Here is a 15,783-nt window from a genome sequence, read left to right as displayed (position 1 = left end):
TTCCTTCGACGCATCACATCAACGCGAGGATTCAACCATGACCGACGAGAGGAATGGCGACCCGTCCGCGGTCGCATCGGCACGGATCGAGATCGACGGCACCGCTCGCCGCTTCGGTTCGGTCGAGGTCGTCTCGCTGACGGTCTTCCATGTCCCCGAGGTCAGGCCGGGTGTGCCGGGCCCCTGGGACGGCGAGGCCGACAAGATAGCCTGGACCGACCCGGCGACGGGCATGGCGTGCATCATTCGCCGGTCGCGCCACGGCCATCTCTGCGGCTACGTCGCCGTCGAACCGGAGCATCCTTTGTTTGGCTACGAAGCCGATGCCCTTCCGCGTGATGCCGCTCTGATCGTCCATGGCGGGGTGTCTTATGCACAGGCTTGCGAACACCGCCGGCCGATCGCCAGGAGCGTCTGGCGCAGGCCGCCGACGCCTGATGCACCGCCGGCATGGTGGTTCGGCTTTGAGTGCGACCAGATCTCGGACGAGGTGCCTGGTCGATCGTCGTGCCAGACCGCCGTCGAGCGCCGTCCGTCGCTCCGGGACCATCCCGGGGGTGGCGTGCACACGTCCGTCTATTGGAGGGAGGCCGAAGTCTATCGCGAATGCGTCAGCCTGGCGGCACAGCTCGACGCAGTTGCCAACGGATCACCGATGCCAGTCGTATCGACGACCACCGAGCCCGAAGACGACCGCTGAGCCACAAGCCGGACTGCGGTCGCATCTCACGCAGCGTCGTGGATGCTATCCGCGGGGTTTGCGCCCGCTGGTGAGCGGCCGCGGCGGTGACGATCCAACTGCCGGTGGCGTGACCAGTGTGACCAGATCGACGCCCAAGGCCATTGCGATCCTATCGAGGATGTCGACCGAAACCGAGACCGCGGCCCGTTCGATGTCACTGACGAAGGAGCGGTTCACCCCGCTCTCGTCAGCGAGAGCCTCCTGCGACAGACCTCTCCCGGTTCGGATCGACCGCAGATTCCAAGCGACTACGTCTCTCGTGCGCATCGCGGGAAACGGCGACGCAAGCGAATTTTAATCCACCTGCTATAGGCAACATATTAACGCTGGTGTAAGTCCATTGCGCGGCCGGGGACAATCGACCCTGACGCATCCGAGGAGGAACGATGCGACGTATTCGGAAGACGGCGGCTGTCATCGTCATGGTCGCCGCGAGCGTGCCGATGTCCGCTCGGCCGGTCGGACCGGCGAATCTGGCGACGTCTGTGGGCACTCCGTCGAGATCGGCCGTAAGCCAGACGACCAACGTGGCCGACCTGCCGGCCGACCACCCACAGGCCGGCCTGGCGACGACGGCCGCCGATCCGGGCCTCGCGTCGAGGCCACTCGTGAGGGGCGACCTCCGCACCTATGACGTCTCCGGGTTCAGGCTCGGCATGTCCCCAGTCGAGGTGCAGCAGGTGGCCGCTGCCGAGCACCTCATGGCCAGCGACGGCAGTCACATGGTGCCGTTCGATCCCGATCGGCTGGGCACCCGCGGTGCCGACTTCAAGCTGAGCGTGGCGAGGTCGGCGGCGCTTCGTCTGGGACGGCCGAGGCCGAACGGACCGACCGTCGTTTCCGAAGTGCTGCTTTACGGCCAGGGAGGCGAAAAGTATTACGTCGACTTCCTGCCGACGGAGGCCGGTCCGCAGCTGTCGACCGTGATGCTGATCACATCGTCGAAGGGGAACACGCCGAAGTCCTTCCTCGATGCAGTCGTCGCGAAATACGGCAAGCCGCCGCAGGCTCAGATCGGCAACAACGACATGTTCGCCAAATGGTGCTCGCGCGGCTTTCCCAGTTGCGATGACGGTCCGTGGTTCATGGTCAAAACCGACGACCACGAGGAGCGGGTCAAGCTCACCGGTGGCGATCGCGCGCGGATCGACCTTGATCGACGCATCGATGCTGCAGGTGCCGCTGCGGCCGCGGCCGCTGCGACGAAGCCAAAATTCTGAAGTAACGGCGAGCCGCATTCTCGCCAGCGGCCCGATATCTTTCACAGCTCTCAGCGGAGACTTTGGTGCAAATCCTGGGCGCTCTTCTCGGCCTCTTCCTCGGCCCACGCGGCTGTCTTGCGCTGCTTGCCTTCATTGCCGTCGAGATATTCGTCGGCGTCCGGTTCGGCGGCAACGCGCCCGGGTGGGCGGCACTTGCGATGCTGATCTTGATGTTTTTGCCCATCGGCATGCGGAACGGCCGCGCGGGGATGATGCGCGTGCTCCAAGTTATGGTCGCGGTTCTCGGCGTGAAGTTCGCCTTGGCTGCATACATTGGATTGACTCTGGGCCGCGGCCTTTTGGACGGCGGTGCATGGCTATCGGTGGCGATGGCCGTCGGATGCTATTTCGGGTTTCGCTGGCTGGGGCGGCGCATCGCCCGCATCGACGAGGCGGCGGCCATGGCCATGGAACGACTTCCCTGATGCCGTCGTCGCGTTTCCGACCTGATGAGGGACGCTGGCGACGTCGTCAGCGATAGGACCGATTTGCACTTCCGGGATGTTCGCGGTCCACGGCAGATGCGCTTGCGGACACCGTGATCAGCCAGGGATGTCCGCACCGGTATCGACGCTATCGATGTCGGCGCCGCGAGCGGGCCTGGCGCTCGTCGACTACGCAGGATCAGATCTGCCCCATTGGTTCGGCAGCTACGGGCGCAGGTTCGCCTGTTGCCATAGCTATGAGTGCAATCTCGCGAATCGCAGCGTTCGATCCGTGCTGAGAAGGTGGACTACCCGCCAAGGAGCTGATGCGAGTGCCCGACGGGTGGATATGACGCCCGCCTGCTGCAGGTAGCAGACGGCGCTGTTCATTCGGCGTGGCTCCCAGCCGAGCTCCACCGCTAGAGTCTGCGTTTCCATCAGGTTTTTTGCGGTCGAAACCATCCTGTTGGCGACGACCCGGGCGTCCGCGGCCGGGCTGAATGGCATGAAGACTTCATCGAAGTCTACGAACAGCGGTCCTTCTGCCGCCACGTGGCCCGGAATGCCGCCCTCCCAAAGGAAACCGGCATCCAAGAGGTCGAGGATCGCGATCCGGATCTCTACCTGCGCCATGCCAGTCGCGGCGACGAGTTGTTCCACCGACACTATAGGGTCCTGCGGCATGGCGTGTTGACTCGTGGTGACGAGGTAGCGTCCGATCTCGACGGCGGCGGGTGACCACGCCGCCAGGTCGGCAGGAGGAGTGCGCATGAACTCGGGGGCCGGCCCTAACGGTGGTTTGCGACTGACACCGTACAGCCGCGCGACGAGCGCGTCTCCGTCCGCCTTGCTGAGAGGATCGAAGCGTTCGCACAGCAGCGTCGCGAGAAACGGCGGGAGGTCTGCGATCTCCACTCCGACACGGAGCGGGATCATCCTGTTGGCTCCTCCGACCAGGCCGACGAAGCCGACGTCGATTTCTCTCGCTACCCACGGCTTCGTGATCGAGATGGGCGTGAGCACGACGACGAAATGGGTCATCGTAGCCAGGCCATGCTCCATCTTTTGGCGCAAGCTGTCCCCGGGTTGAATTTCCCATTCATCGAACCAGACGTCTATCCCGCTCCCGATCAGATGACGCGCGATCAGGCGCACAACGTCCTTGTCTTCGCTGGCATGCGCTAGATAGACCCGCGGTCGGGCGGGGAGCCCGCTAGCCGTCACAGGCGTCCGGGCCTGAAACGCAATGCGCGATAGGACGGGATCAGCGCATGGAGACGCCGACGTCGGTAGAGCGAAGTTGCCGTCGCGCACTCGATCGACGAGCACGTCCGCGTGTCGCTCGGCGGCGATATCGACGATGGGGACACCCGCACCGATAGCCCAGTCCCCGACATCCGACATGCGGAACTACACGCGCTTTCCATCAGGTCAGGCGCCAGGTCGGCCGGATCGAAGGCGCGTGCCAATGCGTCGATCTCATCGTCGGGCGTGCTCCCTGGCGAACCGGCGCAGCTTGAGAATCTCGTCGTTGCCGATGAGGAACCCGAGAGTCGGATACATGTTCTGCACGGTCTCCCGCTTGCGACCGCTGTGAAACAAGGGAAGTAGCAGTCCCAGGGCGGGATTGAGCCGTCGACGTGTCCACCCCGACCTGGCTTCCAGCGCCGGCACGTGGCCGAGTTCGGGATCGTCAGCCAGCATCGCAGCGAGCAATGCCGCGTCCGAAGTCGGGTCTTGTCCGGTGATCGCCGCATCCGTGGCAGCGAATAGCTCGTATGTCGTCAAGATCCGTGGCAGAGACGGCCCCATCAGGGGGGTCAGAACGACAAAGCCCGCAGCCTTCAGTTCGGCGAGGGCCAAACCGATCGACGACCGGTTCTCGGCTGGGAACTCAGTCAGGATCTCGTCGCCGAAATGCCCCGGCAGGCCGTCAACGCACTGCTCGGCTAGATGCCTACCGAGCCGCGCCGCGAGGTCGCTGAGATCGTCGATCACGAGCGTGCGGGCTCAATCTCGGTGGGCTTTCCGGGGCTTCGGGCTTCCAGCGGAGAAGACTGCCATTTCTCAAGCAGCGACGTCATCCTCGGTATACCTCCTGAAGGTTGCCTGCATCGAGTGCCGTATGCGTATGCATCACATCGAGGTGTCCGTCATCGACGGAACAGGCTCCGGTCCGCACCCGCTCGAGGACGGTCAGGACGAACGGATCGAGCTTGTGGTACGCATCGTCCGACAGCCTTGGCATCGACGTCTTCCTCCGGTTGCGGCCGAACAGGATAGCGTCGCGTCGTCTGGATGGCGAGACGTCGCGCAATGGGCCTGACTGTCACTACGGTGCGACGCGAGAAAAATCACAATTCAGCCGATGACTTGCTGGAGCCCATCCCCCATCCCGTTCAGCGCGTCATTCGGCAATCGGAGGTAGTTCGGAGACCTCGATCGGAATAAGCGCTGCGACGAGCGATGCGCGTCCATCGCGATCGCCAATGGCGAGGCCGCCCTGAGTCCGTCGGATCGCCCAAGGCTTGGACTCGCTCCACCTCGACATTCGGACGACATTCTCATGATGGAAGAATTCCGCCACCGACCGCGCCCCCCTCAATGCTTCACGCGCGGACACGTGTGCCTGCTCGACCCCGCGGACTACCGCCACGATGCGTGAGGTAGAAGCGGAGTTGGTGTCGAGGAGATCAAGTTCGACGGCCGCTGTCATCGCTCTCCTGAGCATCAGAAGCCGGTCCCGGCAGTCATCCTGGGTTCGAAGGAGCCAGGCTCCTTGCAGCCGGCCCAGCGAACGCCGCTCGACTTTGGTGAACGGACGTTCGGGACGGCTCCCCTCACGCCTTGTGAACTTCGCTTCCGCCTCAGGATCAGGGACGGTCACGTCCTCGACGAGTGCAGCATCCGACAGCGCCGCGGCGGATAGTAGTGCCGCCATGGGCGGAGACGCCTGCTGGATTTCCTGCCGCTTCAGGTCGAGCGCCTTCAGACCTTCCGATTTGAGGATCGAAGCGATGCCGGTTTCGATCGACGGGGCTGAAGCGATGATGCGGCCGAGCCGTGCCAAAGCGCCCTTCCGCTTGAGTTCGTCCGCGAACGCTTTCGCGGCACTTGCGTAGCTGAAGCCATAATGAGCCGCAGCGCATTCGTGCCCGATCGAGTGGCGCCTCCCTTCCGCGCCGCCTACCAGGAGGCCTCGCCAGTGGTTCTCCTTCTGACAGTGGGAGCACCAGAACCAGGGCCCCTCCGGCGAAGACCGACGGCCACCAGGCGGAGTGAGATCGTATTCCGCGACGATCTGCGGAGCCTGCGTCGGATCCGAACGGTCCCGCGTGTAGCCGGCGACCGATCCGGGATCATCGATCCGCAGCGCCGTCCGAACGAGTTGCGAGTCGTCCAGCCTCCGCTCCGCGGATCCGGTCATCGGCGGCCCCCGTCACGGACCGGCAGCGACCCCTCGCTCGAGGTCACCGGCTCACAGCCAGGCGGGGCACCCGCAGCTCCTGGCCTGGAAAGAGATCGTCCGGGTTTCCCACCCCATCCAGGTTGGCGTCGAGGAGGACGTGCCATTTCGACGCGTCGTGGTAATGCTCCAGCGCGATACCGCTCAACGTATCGCCGTTCCTGACGACAACCGTCGTCAGGAGGTCGGTGGGCGGCACGAATGACCAGGGAGGGAGCGCGGATAGCGCCGCCTCGACCTGGGACAGGCTACCGGGACGATACGGCTTGCCATCCGGCAACGCCGCGGCGGGACTCTGCCAGCGCCTGAGGGCGCTCGTCGACAGCTGCCACGTCTCCGTCGGGCCGGCCCGGTCGTGCTGGATGAGGTGTGTGAAATCCGACTTGGGGTCCGCGACGTTGTCGAGCGGAGCCAGCGGATCCGGGTGGAAGCCGTGGATGCGGGTGCCGGCTGCGGTGTCGAGGCGGAGGCCTGCGGCCTTGGCGCCGTCGAGCACCCACGCAAGCGCACCGTCGGACAGGCCGCGGATGTCGCCACCGCCGCCGACGGACCCATGGACGCCGGGGAACCACCGCTCCTGGTAGGGCGCCTTGACGCCGCTGTCCGCGTGCCCCCGGGCCGTGTTCAGTGCCGAGACGCCGCCGAGCGGAACCGACGGGAAGGCGACGCGGCGTTCATCGAGGGCGACGGCATGGCGGGCGCTCTCGACGAAGTCATCCAGAGCGGCGTCGTGGAAACGGTGTTCCCGGTTCAGCTCCTTGCTGAACGGCAGCACCTCGGGCACGCCCAGCGCCGATACGGTGTCCCAGACCCCGAGGTAGCGCACCGTCATCACGGGTGCGCTGCCGGTGACGTAGTTCGGGACGTTCTCGCATCGCCAGGCGTCGTCGGCCGCACCGATGCAGACGTTGCCGGCGTAATCCTCCCGGAACTGGCGCAGGTCGTCTTCCGCGCCCGACTTCCGGTCCAACCGGTGCCGGTAGAGATCCAGCGCCTCGTCGATGCGACCGGCGTGAAGACGACTGAGCGGCCCGACGTGATGCAGGAATCCGATGAAGGACCGGGCGCTGAAGGCGCCGCGGGAGAAGCCGAAGACGAAGATCTCGTCGCCGGGATCGTAGTTGAAGATCAGGAAGCGGTAGGCCGCTCGCACATGTTCGACCAACCCGGCCCCGAAGACTCCGCCGGTCCAGTGCTCCGTCGGATCGGTGCCGACCCCCTCGTCGTAGTGGATGATCTGCGTCACGCCGTCGTGCGTCACCCGCTCGATGCTGGCGGCGGTCAGGACGACGTTGGTCGGCGTATGCTCATTGAGCTTGTTCCAGGTTCCGTCGAAGCAGAACACGATCCGTTTCATCAGGTCCTCCACCCGTTCCGCCACCACTGCCTGCCGGACCCGTTTCGTTCTAGTCGATTCTATTGCGTCATGACAGCATTATCGGGCGCGAATTGTTCGGCGGTGATCATCCGCTGAACCCTTCACTGGCTTCGTAGGAATTCCGCACCCGCGTGCGGCATCCCTCGCAAGTCGCGAAGCGTCGTCGTCGAGGTCGCGGGGGCACGCTTGCGTTCCCCTTCTCTGGCAAGCAGCCCAGTGATCCGGTCGAAGCATCACTCGCCCCATGGAGGTCGATGTGCAGATCACCTCGGTCGGCGACGACCCGCCTGATTTTCGGATCGCCGAGCGCTGGGTGATCGGCACTGCTCGCTAGTCTCGGCGACGGCTCTGCAATGTCTCCGGCCGATGAGGTCGCATAGACAGCGGAAGACCGTACGCGACAACGGTCACTGCAGGTGTTTATCAGCGTCGCTCGACGACGCAGGACCGCGGCTCTGGTGTTCCTCAGTGTATCTCGGTGTAGACATATTCGTGCTGGCTGTCCCGAATGGTAAGTGTCCGGCTGCCGTTTGCTCGGCTGATGACGGCGTCGACCCCGATCCCGCCCGGTCCGATCGAAACGAGAGACAAGGTGCCGTCGACGTTCTTCCGCGTTGCCAGAGGTCCTTCGATCGCGCCGGCCTCGATCCACTTCCCGCCGTCCCGGTCGCTGATCATGATGACGTTGCCGAGCTGCGCGTCGCGATACTTCGGCGCGAGGTTCGCGAGTGCGGTGACGTCGCCGGGGACGGTGAGTCGGGCTCGCCGCGCCTTCGCTTCCGCCTTGAGCTTCCCCGCAGCGGCGGTGACCTCCATCGCGGCCTCGGCCCTGCCGTCATAGGCCACCTCGAGCAGGCGGCGGAGGAACGGCGTGAACATCGCCGGCCCGGAATCGGCATTTGTCAGCAGGACCGCGCCGATGCCCGCATCCGGCAGAACCCAGAAATCGCTGTGGAAGCCTTGGAGCGTGCCGCCATGGGTGACGACATGCGCTCCGTCGACGATCTCGTCGAACAGCCCCATCCCATACCAGGCGTCCTCGCCGGTAGATACGCCGTGCCGCCGCCGCTCGAGCAGGTTAGCCGCGCTGACCACCCGACGTCCATCGGGCGCCACGCCCTGCGATAGTTCGAGCTCGACGTAGCGGGCCATGTCGGCGGCGCTCGACCAGGCCCCGCCGGCCGGGCGATAGGGCGCGATCAGATGGTTGAAGTGGTTGGACATCAGCGTCATGCGGCCATCGATGTCGTAGCCGTGCGGCTGCGCCGCGTCGCCGCTCTCTCCCCTCGCCCGATCGAAGGTCGTGTCGCGCATCCCGAGCGGGTCGAAGATGCGGGTCTGCATGGCCTTGTCGTACGCCGCCCCGATCTCCATCCCGGGATACGCGAGCGCACCGCCGACATAGCCGGCCGCCGACGCCATCAGATTGTTGTATTGGAACAGTTCGCCGAACGCGCTGGTCGGTTGCGTCTCTGCGAGTTGGCGGAACGTGTCCGCCGCCGGAGCACGGCCGTCGGCGAGGATAAAGGCGTAGTCCTTCCGCGGCAGACCGGTGCAGGCGCAGACCAGGTGGCGAACCTCGGTCGCGCGGGTCGTCGCGTCGCTTCCGAGGCGGAACGACGGATACACGTCGGTGACCTTCTGGTCCCAGCTCAACTTGCCCTCGTCGGCGAGCACCGCGAGCAACAGGGTCGTCATCCCCTTGGTGTTGGAGGCGATCATGAATTTGGTGTGCGCCGTCACGGGCTTCGGCGACCCGAGCGCGAGGACGCCGTAGCCGCCCTCGTAGACGACGTGGCCCTGGTCGATCAGCGCGATGCCGACGCCGGGGACTTCCAGTGTCTTCGCCGAGGCGGCAATGAAGTCGCGCAATGCGGCGATCCGTTCGGGGGTAAGCCGGTGAGCCGTCCGGCCGGCGAAGGTCTCACGCACGTAGCCGGCGGGGCGGAGGCTGCGTTCGACAAGGTCCGCCGCGGCCGCCCGCCTGTTCATCGTCGCGTCGGATCCGTTGATGAACGCGACCGTCCAGACCGCGCCCCGACGCAGCGCCAGCGCCGTCGCTACGGCACGTTCGTCGGGAGACGTCTCGTAGACGATTGCGACACGTTCGTCCCACCCGTCGCGTGCCGCCTCCGGCGTTAGCAGGCGCACCGGACGGGGCGGGACGGGCGTGTAAGACGGCCAAGCCTTGGTCGCGGCCGCGGAAGCGGTGGGCGCGGAGATACCGTCGACGACTGCGATGTCGAGGTCCTTCTCGGGAGCCGACAGCACGGTCGTCCCGCCGCGGGTAACGACAGTCCAGTCCTTGGGCTGCACATAGGTGACGCCGGCCTTGGTCCCGCCCGACGTATCGGCTCCTGCGCGACTCTGGGCAGGCGACGCTGTCGAGCAGGTCAACGCCACCAGCGACATAAGCCCAAACAGAGTCGTCTTTAGGACCGTTCCCATCACTGCATCGTCTCCCCACTCGCCTGCTGCGCCGCCAAGGGCAGCCTGCGCTTCACTTGCTTCGCGCCGGCGTCAGCATCAGATCCTGATAGTCGAAGCTGAAGTCGGCTAGCGGCGACACCGGCTTCAGCGTCACGCGATCGACCGCGCCCGAGGCGTCCAGGGCGAAGCTGACGTAGGCGGGTTCGATACCCTTGTCGGCGAAGCGTGCGATAAAGGTATCGTACTGATAGTGCTCGAGCGGCCCGGACATCCGCGGGGTCGTCTTGAAGTCGATGGCGAGGCCGGTCGCCGTCGTCGTCACCGCGATGTGGCCGTACCACGGGTCGACATAGTCGCGGGCATAGCGCGGCAGCGGCAGCGAGGGCCCGGCGGCGGCCGGATGCGCCGCTGCTGCGGCCTGCGTCGCCAGCGCCGCATCGGTCCGCGTCTTGACGAAGGCCGCATACTTCTCGGGCCAGTGGCCGTCGGGAGCACCCAGGTAGTGATCGAGCAGCTCGTACATGATGCCGCGGACGGGAGCGCCGTCCTCGGCATTGATCAGGACGGCGAAGCCGATGTTCTTCTCGGGCACCATGACGACCAGCGCGCGGAATCCGAACACGGCTCCTGAATGCGAGACGACGCGGACTCCGCGGTAGTCGCGGACGTCCCAGCCGAGTGCATATCCAGAAAAGTTAGGCTTCGTCGCGGCGAGGTCGTCGGGGACGTCGGCGATCGGCTGGAACACGAGTGGAGTCCACATGGTCGCCGCCGACGCGGCGCTAAACACGCGCTTGCCGTCGGGTCGGGCGCCGTGGCCGAGCTGCACTTCGATCCAACGCGCCATGTCGGCGGCGCTCACCGCCATGCCGCCCGCCGGTGCGGCGTTGCGGCCGAGTTCGTCGCGTTCGTCGAGGCGCTCCTGATCGCCGGCACCGCGCAGGCCCCCGCTGAAGCGGGCGTGGGGAAACGCCCGATTTTTGGTGGCGAAGTGTTCGGGTGATCCGGTCGTCGACACGGTCATCCCCGCCGGACGAAGGACATGGGCGGTGACGTAGTCTTCCCATGTCTGTCCGCTGACCTCCTCGATCAGCTGCCCGGCCACCATGTAGAGGATATTGTCGTAGGCATAGGCGCTGCGGAAGCTCGTCGCCGGCTTGAGGAAGGCGACGCGACGGACAGTCTCACGGCGGCTCAGCGTCGTCCTCGGGACGAACAGCAGATCGCCCTCGCCGAGGCCAAGGCCGCTGCGGTGGACCAGGAGATCGCGGATCGTCATCTCGCGCGTAACCCATGGGTCGTACATGCGGAACCACGGCAGGTGGTCGATGACTCGATCGTCCCACCCGATTTTGCCCGCATCGACCAGCGTCGCCAGCGCGGCGGTGGTGAAGGCCTTGCCTGTTGAACCATTGGGGAAGATCGTGTCGGCATCGACCCTGGCGGGGCTGCCGAGTGCGCGGACGCCGAAGCCCTGAACGAACGTCGGGGCCCCGTTCTCGACGATGGCGACGCTCATGCCGGGGATGCCGGCGGCGACGCGCAGGCTCTCGACCCGGGCGGCGAAGCCTGGCGGCGGAGCTGCGGCGGCAGGAGCGGCGATCGCAAGCGACGCGAACAGGCGGAGAAGTTTCATAGCGCCTCCGGGTGAGGTGCCCGCTGGAGCCGGATCAGTCCGACGGTCAGCAATGGCACGATATAGACGACGAGGATGACGACGGCGAGGAGCCGGTAGCCTCCGGCGATCAGCGCGACGAGACCGAAGCGGTCGGCGACGAAGACGCAGGCGACGACGACTGCCGCGGCGAGCGTGGCGCGACCGCCGCGACCGAGGTCACGGCCCCTGGCCGTGTTCACGCGCTCGGCGATGGCATGGACCGCACCGGTTCCGCTCTCGAGCAACGCCGCGAAGATCATCGCCTGGAACAGCAGGCGGAAGGCCGGGACGTCGAGCGCGGTGAGCATTACGTCTGACGGCAGCGCGGCGGTTGCGATCGCCGGCAGGAAGGCGGTCATCGCGGTGAAGAAGACAATCGCCGGAGCCATCGCCAGCGGCCCCGCGATGAGGCCGGCGACAATGGCATCGCGGCGACCGGTGAGGTGGCGGAGGACCGGCAAGATGACGACGGCGCCGACAATGTTATAGCTCGCGTAGGTTATACCGCCGACCGCCCAGTCGTGCGGCGCCGGACTTATGGCGAACGCATGGCCAATCCCGCCCCCGAAGCTGAAGACCGCGAGGACCAGGAACATCGCGTAAACGCCGTAGAGCATGAACGAGACGTATTTGAAGAGCCCTTCGACCGCCGGGGTTCCGAATGTGGCGACGGCGACGATCGCCGCGGCGAGCGCCAGGGTTCCGGCGATCTGCGGCACACCCAACGTCGCCGCGGCGATCGTGCCGGCGGCGGCGCCGAAGACCGACAGGATGACGACGACGAAGAGGAGGTAGGCGATCTCGAACGCGATCCAGCCGGGACCGAGCAGCGCTCGGAAGAGGGTGCGGTAGTCGTAGGCCCCGATCGCGTGCGCCAGCGCGAACGTGAGCGCCGCGACGATGCTCCAGATCGCGGTCGCGAGCACCATACCGGCGACGCCGCCCCACGGGCCGGCGGGGATAAAGAATTCGGCGAGCTCGCGACCGGTGGCGTAGCCGCCACCAATGACGACCGCTTTGAAGGCGAGGCCCGGCAGCACGAAGCGCGCGAAGCGCGTCGGGCCGCCTGCAATCATCCGAGGCAGGCGGCGACGAGGACGTCGAACGCGGAACCGCCGCGAATTGGGTCGGCGACCGGAAGACCCAGCAAGGCACCTTCGCGGGCCATCAGCGCCGAGGCCGCATCAACGCCCAGAGCCGAGGTGTTGAAGGCGATACCGCCGCAGCGGATGTCCGCGTTGGTCAGGCGCCCGAGGGCAATGGTCTGCTCGATCACGGCGGAGATCGTCGGCAGCGGCATGCCCGGAAGACCGAGGACATGCGTGCGCGTTGGGTCGTGGCAGACGATGAACACATCGGGCTGGCTGCCATGCAGCAGCGCGAGCGACACCGCGGCGTAGGCGGGATGGAACAGCGACCCCTGCCCCTCGATTACGTCCCAATGGCTGACTGACGAGGCCGGACTAAGCGCTTCCGCGGCACCGGCGGCGAAGTCGCTGACGACGGCGTCCAGCGGTATGCCGTTGCCCGCAATCATAATCCCGGTCTGACCGCTCGCGCGGAAGTCGCAGTCGACGCCACGCTCAGCGAACGCCCTCGCGAGCGCCAGTGCAGTATACTTCTTGCCGAGCGCACAGTCGGTGCCGACCGTCAACAGCCGTCTGCCCGACCGCTTGGCCCCGGTCGCGACGGTGAGACCCGGCGGCGGAACGCGCACGTCGATCAGCCGCCGACCGTTGCGCGCCGCCACCGCGGCGAGCGCGGCGACGTCGCCGAGCCGCTGATGCATTCCGCTGATGATGTCGAGCCCCGCCTCCAGCGCTTCGATCAGCGGCGCGATCCAGCTGTCGGCCACCTGGCCGCCTTGGACTGCGGCACCGATGATCGCCGCACGTGCGCCGAGGGCGGCCGCGGCGGCGGGGGTCAACCGCGGCAGCCCGGCGCTCACCGTGGCACCGGGCGCGGAGAATTCACCGACGCAGCGGTCACCCGCCCAGTCACGCAGGCCGAAGGCGGTCTTGGCGAAGCCGGGGTCGGTGACATCGCCGAGGAACACCAGATAGGGTCCGGGCAGGTGCTCGGGCTCGGGAACGATCCGTGCCGCGAGTCCCGATGAGCTGGCCGTCGCCACTACAGTGCGGCGGTGATGGACAAACCGATCGTCCGCGGCCGGATGACGCCGGTCGCGATCGCCCCGTTCGGGTTGACGTTCGCGCCGTTCGCCGTGACCGCGCCCGTCGACGTCTTGCCTTCGGCGTTGCCGACATTCCTGGCGTAGACTTCGAGCGAGTATTTGCCCAGATCGACCCCGGCGTGGAGATCGACCGCGACATATGACGGTAGATAGCGCTGATGGCCGTTCGCGGTGCGGTAGGTGTTGTCGAACGCGCCTGGGATCTTCGACAGGAAGCGCGCCGAAGCGCCGACGAACGGCTTCGCCGTGCGGCCGATATCCCAGCCATAATCGCCGTTCAGGTTGATCGTGTAGGTCGGCGTGAACGGCAGGGCGTCGCCGACCTTGCCGCCGACAAGGGCGCTCGTGTCGGTGGACAGGCGGGCGTGGGTGTAGGCTCCGTTGACTGACAGATCGAGGCCGGGAGTCGGTCGCACGGTCGCGGTCACTTCGAAGCCGTCGCTCTTGGCCAGTCCGGCGTTGGCGTTGATGCCGAAGCCGTTGACGACCGCGAGCAGCTGGATGTTGTTCCAGTCGAGCGTGAAGACGTCTGCGTCGATGCTGAAGGTCCGATCAGGGGTCTGAGCCTTGATCCCCACCTCGTAGCTCGTAAGTGTGTCGGACGAGAAGCTCGCGGGCGTTCCCGCTGGCGCCGCGGGCGGCAGCACGTTCGGGCCGCCCGGCCGGAAGCCCTTGGCGACGCGTCCATAGACCGTGAAGTCGGGATCGATCTTGATCTTCGGCGCGACGGAGTAGGTCCAGACGCCTTCCGACGAACGCGCGGTCGGGAAGGTGGACGTGCCGCCGACCAGCGCTCCGGCGTTCGATTGCGTCGCGTCCTGGGAGTTGTGGCTGTAGCGCCCACCAAGGTCGACGTCGAAGTGGCTGCCGAGATGGACGGTCGCGTTGCCGAATCCCGCGATCTCCTCGTAGCGCGAGCGCAGGTTGACCAGCGCCAATTGGGGGAGACCGGTCGCCAGCGTCGTCGTGCCCGGCACGAGCGCGACATATTCCTGGCGGATCAAGCCCTTCTCGTGGGTGTAGAAGGCGCCACCGAGGAGATCGACGAAGCCGAGCGACTTGGTGAGCCTCACTTCTTGGGTGAATTTGTCGCTGTCGGTGTTCTGGGCGAGATAGAGCTCGTTCGGTACCTTGAAGACGGCGTTGATCAGGCCGCTGAGGTTGTTGGTGACGTCGGTCTGGATAATCTGGTGTTCGGTCGCGTAACTGGTCACCGAGGTGACGTCGAAGATGCCGAGATCGGCGTGGACCGTGCCGTTGTAGACCCGATACTGGAAGCGGTTGAACGACGGAACGAACTGCGACAGCACCGGGCGGCCGTAGAGCGTCGCGAGCGTGTTCGGATCGCTTTCGACCGTCGAGGGCGCGTTGACGTCGATGTTCTGCAGGATGGCGCTCAACCGCACTGAGAACTGGTCGGATGGCGTGAAAAGAAGCGAGGCGCGGCCGCCATAGATACGGTCGCTGTTGATGTTGTTCTGCTTGTCCGAGCCGGCGATGCCGATCGAGTCGATGAAGCCGCCGTCGCGGCGGTAGAAGCCCGAGGCGCGAACCGCCAGCGTCGGCGATAGCGGGACGTTGACGACCGCGTCGCCGTAGTAGGAGACGTCGCCGCCCTTGACCGACTCCACGCCACCGCGGCCCCGAACGATCAGCTCCTTGGTGTCGGGCGTGTTCGTGACGAACTTGAGGACTCCTCCGAGCGAGTTCGCACCGTAGAAGGTTCCCTGCGGTCCGCGCAGGACCTCGATCCGCGCGACGTCGAAAGTGTCGAAGTCGCCGGCGAGGATCGCACCGTTGACGAGGCCGCTCGACGATCCGAACGGCGTCTCGTCGGCGTAGACCGCCACCGTCGAGACGACACCGCCGGTGTTCACGCCGCGGATGATGAGCCGCTCGACCCCGGGCGTGCTGCTTTCAAGCTGGAGTCCGGGAACGAGCTTGAGATAGTCCTGGAAGCTGACCGCCTGATTTCGCTCGAGTGCATCCTGTCCGACGACCGAGATTGATTGCGGCACGTCGATCAGCGTCTGCAAGCGCTTCTGCGCGGTTACGATGATGTCTTCACCACTCGGCGCATCCACCGCCGCGCCGGCTGCAGGGGCCTCGGCGGCGGTGGACGCGGCCGCCGGATGAAGCGCGCCGACGCTGATGGTTGCGAACGCGGAGGCGAGCAATGCGGCGCGGATGGTCATTTTCAGGTCCCCTCGAGTGCGCAAGCGCGATCCA

The 15,783-nt window shown here is 66.1% G+C and carries 14 protein-coding genes; 3 read left to right on the top strand and 11 right to left on the bottom strand.

Annotated elements, in window-relative coordinates:
• Window positions 1–37: 37 nt before the first annotated feature.
• Window positions 38–700, top strand: coding sequence for a hypothetical protein (locus tag KTC28_RS04920; RefSeq protein WP_216710002.1), 663 nt, complete (start codon window positions 38–40; stop codon window positions 698–700).
• Between the two features lie 45 nt (window positions 701–745).
• Here KTC28_RS04920 and KTC28_RS04915 read toward each other — a convergent pair whose 3' ends face one another.
• The gene (locus KTC28_RS04915) at window positions 746–1,009 is read right to left on the bottom strand and encodes a helix-turn-helix domain-containing protein (RefSeq protein WP_216710003.1); all 264 of its coding nucleotides are present in this window, start codon (window positions 1,007–1,009) and stop codon (window positions 746–748) included.
• A 260-nt stretch (window positions 1,010–1,269) separates the two neighbouring features.
• On the opposite strand from KTC28_RS04915, the gene KTC28_RS04910 reads away from it, so the two are divergent.
• Window positions 1,270–1,962 carry a hypothetical protein gene (locus KTC28_RS04910; RefSeq protein WP_216710004.1) on the top strand — a complete coding sequence of 231 codons (693 nt, stop codon included), beginning with the start codon at window positions 1,270–1,272 and terminating at the stop codon, window positions 1,960–1,962.
• A gap of 65 nt (window positions 1,963–2,027) precedes the next feature.
• Complete coding sequence (locus tag KTC28_RS04905; protein ID WP_216710005.1) at window positions 2,028–2,429, top strand: hypothetical protein; 402 nt, start codon at window positions 2,028–2,030, stop codon at window positions 2,427–2,429.
• A 255-nt stretch (window positions 2,430–2,684) separates the two neighbouring features.
• On the opposite strand, the gene KTC28_RS04900 is transcribed toward KTC28_RS04905, so the two are convergent.
• The 10 genes from KTC28_RS04900 to KTC28_RS04855 all read right to left on the bottom strand — a co-directional run bounded on the left by KTC28_RS04900 (window position 2,685) and on the right by KTC28_RS04855 (window position 15,749).
• Window positions 2,685–3,833, bottom strand: coding sequence for a toll/interleukin-1 receptor domain-containing protein (locus KTC28_RS04900; RefSeq protein WP_216710006.1), 1,149 nt, complete (start codon window positions 3,831–3,833; stop codon window positions 2,685–2,687).
• A 75-nt stretch (window positions 3,834–3,908) separates the two neighbouring features.
• Window positions 3,909–4,427 (bottom strand): hypothetical protein, encoded by a 519-nt coding sequence (locus KTC28_RS04895; protein WP_216710007.1) that lies wholly within the window; start codon window positions 4,425–4,427, stop codon window positions 3,909–3,911.
• An 82-nt stretch (window positions 4,428–4,509) separates the two neighbouring features.
• Window positions 4,510–4,677: a hypothetical protein gene (locus KTC28_RS04890; RefSeq protein ID WP_216710008.1), complete on the bottom strand. Its 168-nt coding sequence runs from the start codon at window positions 4,675–4,677 to the stop codon at window positions 4,510–4,512.
• 159 nt (window positions 4,678–4,836) lie between these two features.
• A complete protein-coding gene (locus KTC28_RS04885; protein ID WP_216710009.1) occupies window positions 4,837–5,856 on the bottom strand; it encodes a hypothetical protein in 1,020 nt (339 codons plus the stop codon).
• A gap of 43 nt (window positions 5,857–5,899) precedes the next feature.
• Window positions 5,900–7,252, bottom strand: coding sequence for a phospholipase effector Tle1 domain-containing protein (locus KTC28_RS04880; RefSeq protein WP_216710010.1), 1,353 nt, complete (start codon window positions 7,250–7,252; stop codon window positions 5,900–5,902).
• 486 nt (window positions 7,253–7,738) lie between these two features.
• On the bottom strand, window positions 7,739–9,721 hold the full coding sequence (locus KTC28_RS04875) for a serine hydrolase domain-containing protein (RefSeq protein ID WP_216710011.1): 1,983 nt from the start codon (window positions 9,719–9,721) through the stop codon (window positions 7,739–7,741).
• A 52-nt stretch (window positions 9,722–9,773) separates the two neighbouring features.
• Window positions 9,774–11,339 carry a serine hydrolase gene (locus KTC28_RS04870; RefSeq protein WP_216710012.1) on the bottom strand — a complete coding sequence of 522 codons (1,566 nt, stop codon included), beginning with the start codon at window positions 11,337–11,339 and terminating at the stop codon, window positions 9,774–9,776.
• Window positions 11,336–12,436, bottom strand: a complete 1,101-nt coding sequence (locus KTC28_RS04865) for a hypothetical protein (RefSeq protein ID WP_216710013.1) — start codon at window positions 12,434–12,436, stop codon at window positions 11,336–11,338. The genes KTC28_RS04870 and KTC28_RS04865 overlap by 4 nt, the downstream gene beginning before the upstream one ends.
• Window positions 12,433–13,491, bottom strand: coding sequence for an N-acetyltransferase DgcN family protein (locus KTC28_RS04860; protein WP_226896216.1), 1,059 nt, complete (start codon window positions 13,489–13,491; stop codon window positions 12,433–12,435). Before KTC28_RS04860 ends, KTC28_RS04865 begins: the two co-directional genes overlap by 4 nt.
• Window positions 13,491–15,749 carry a TonB-dependent receptor gene (locus KTC28_RS04855; RefSeq protein ID WP_216710014.1) on the bottom strand — a complete coding sequence of 753 codons (2,259 nt, stop codon included), beginning with the start codon at window positions 15,747–15,749 and terminating at the stop codon, window positions 13,491–13,493. Before KTC28_RS04855 ends, KTC28_RS04860 begins: the two co-directional genes overlap by 1 nt.
• Between the last annotated feature and the right edge of the window lie 34 nt (window positions 15,750–15,783).

The sequence above is a fragment of the Polymorphobacter megasporae genome (genome assembly GCF_018982885.2).
GTDB classification, from domain to species: domain Bacteria; phylum Pseudomonadota; class Alphaproteobacteria; order Sphingomonadales; family Sphingomonadaceae; genus Polymorphobacter_B; species Polymorphobacter_B megasporae.
The sequence above is the reverse complement of the archived record's forward strand: the minus strand, read 5'-3'. Positions and strand labels throughout refer to the sequence as shown.

Excerpts from the sequence above, each read along its gene's own strand:
- KTC28_RS04920 (WP_216710002.1), top strand. The coding sequence starts at position 38 with ATGACCGACGAGAGGAATGGCGACCCGTCCGCGGTCGCATCGGCACGG.
- KTC28_RS04915 (WP_216710003.1), bottom strand. The coding sequence starts at position 1,009 with ATGCGCACGAGAGACGTAGTCGCTTGGAATCTGCGGTCGATCCGAACC.
- KTC28_RS04900 (WP_216710006.1), bottom strand. The coding sequence starts at position 3,833 with ATGTCGGATGTCGGGGACTGGGCTATCGGTGCGGGTGTCCCCATCGTC.
- KTC28_RS04890 (WP_216710008.1), bottom strand. The coding sequence starts at position 4,677 with ATGCCAAGGCTGTCGGACGATGCGTACCACAAGCTCGATCCGTTCGTC.
- KTC28_RS04885 (WP_216710009.1), bottom strand. The coding sequence starts at position 5,856 with ATGACCGGATCCGCGGAGCGGAGGCTGGACGACTCGCAACTCGTTCGG.
- KTC28_RS04880 (WP_216710010.1), bottom strand. The coding sequence starts at position 7,252 with ATGAAACGGATCGTGTTCTGCTTCGACGGAACCTGGAACAAGCTCAAT.
- KTC28_RS04875 (WP_216710011.1), bottom strand. The coding sequence starts at position 9,721 with ATGGGAACGGTCCTAAAGACGACTCTGTTTGGGCTTATGTCGCTGGTG.
- KTC28_RS04870 (WP_216710012.1), bottom strand. The coding sequence starts at position 11,339 with ATGAAACTTCTCCGCCTGTTCGCGTCGCTTGCGATCGCCGCTCCTGCC.
- KTC28_RS04865 (WP_216710013.1), bottom strand. The coding sequence starts at position 12,436 with ATGATTGCAGGCGGCCCGACGCGCTTCGCGCGCTTCGTGCTGCCGGGC.
- KTC28_RS04855 (WP_216710014.1), bottom strand. The coding sequence starts at position 15,749 with ATGACCATCCGCGCCGCATTGCTCGCCTCCGCGTTCGCAACCATCAGC.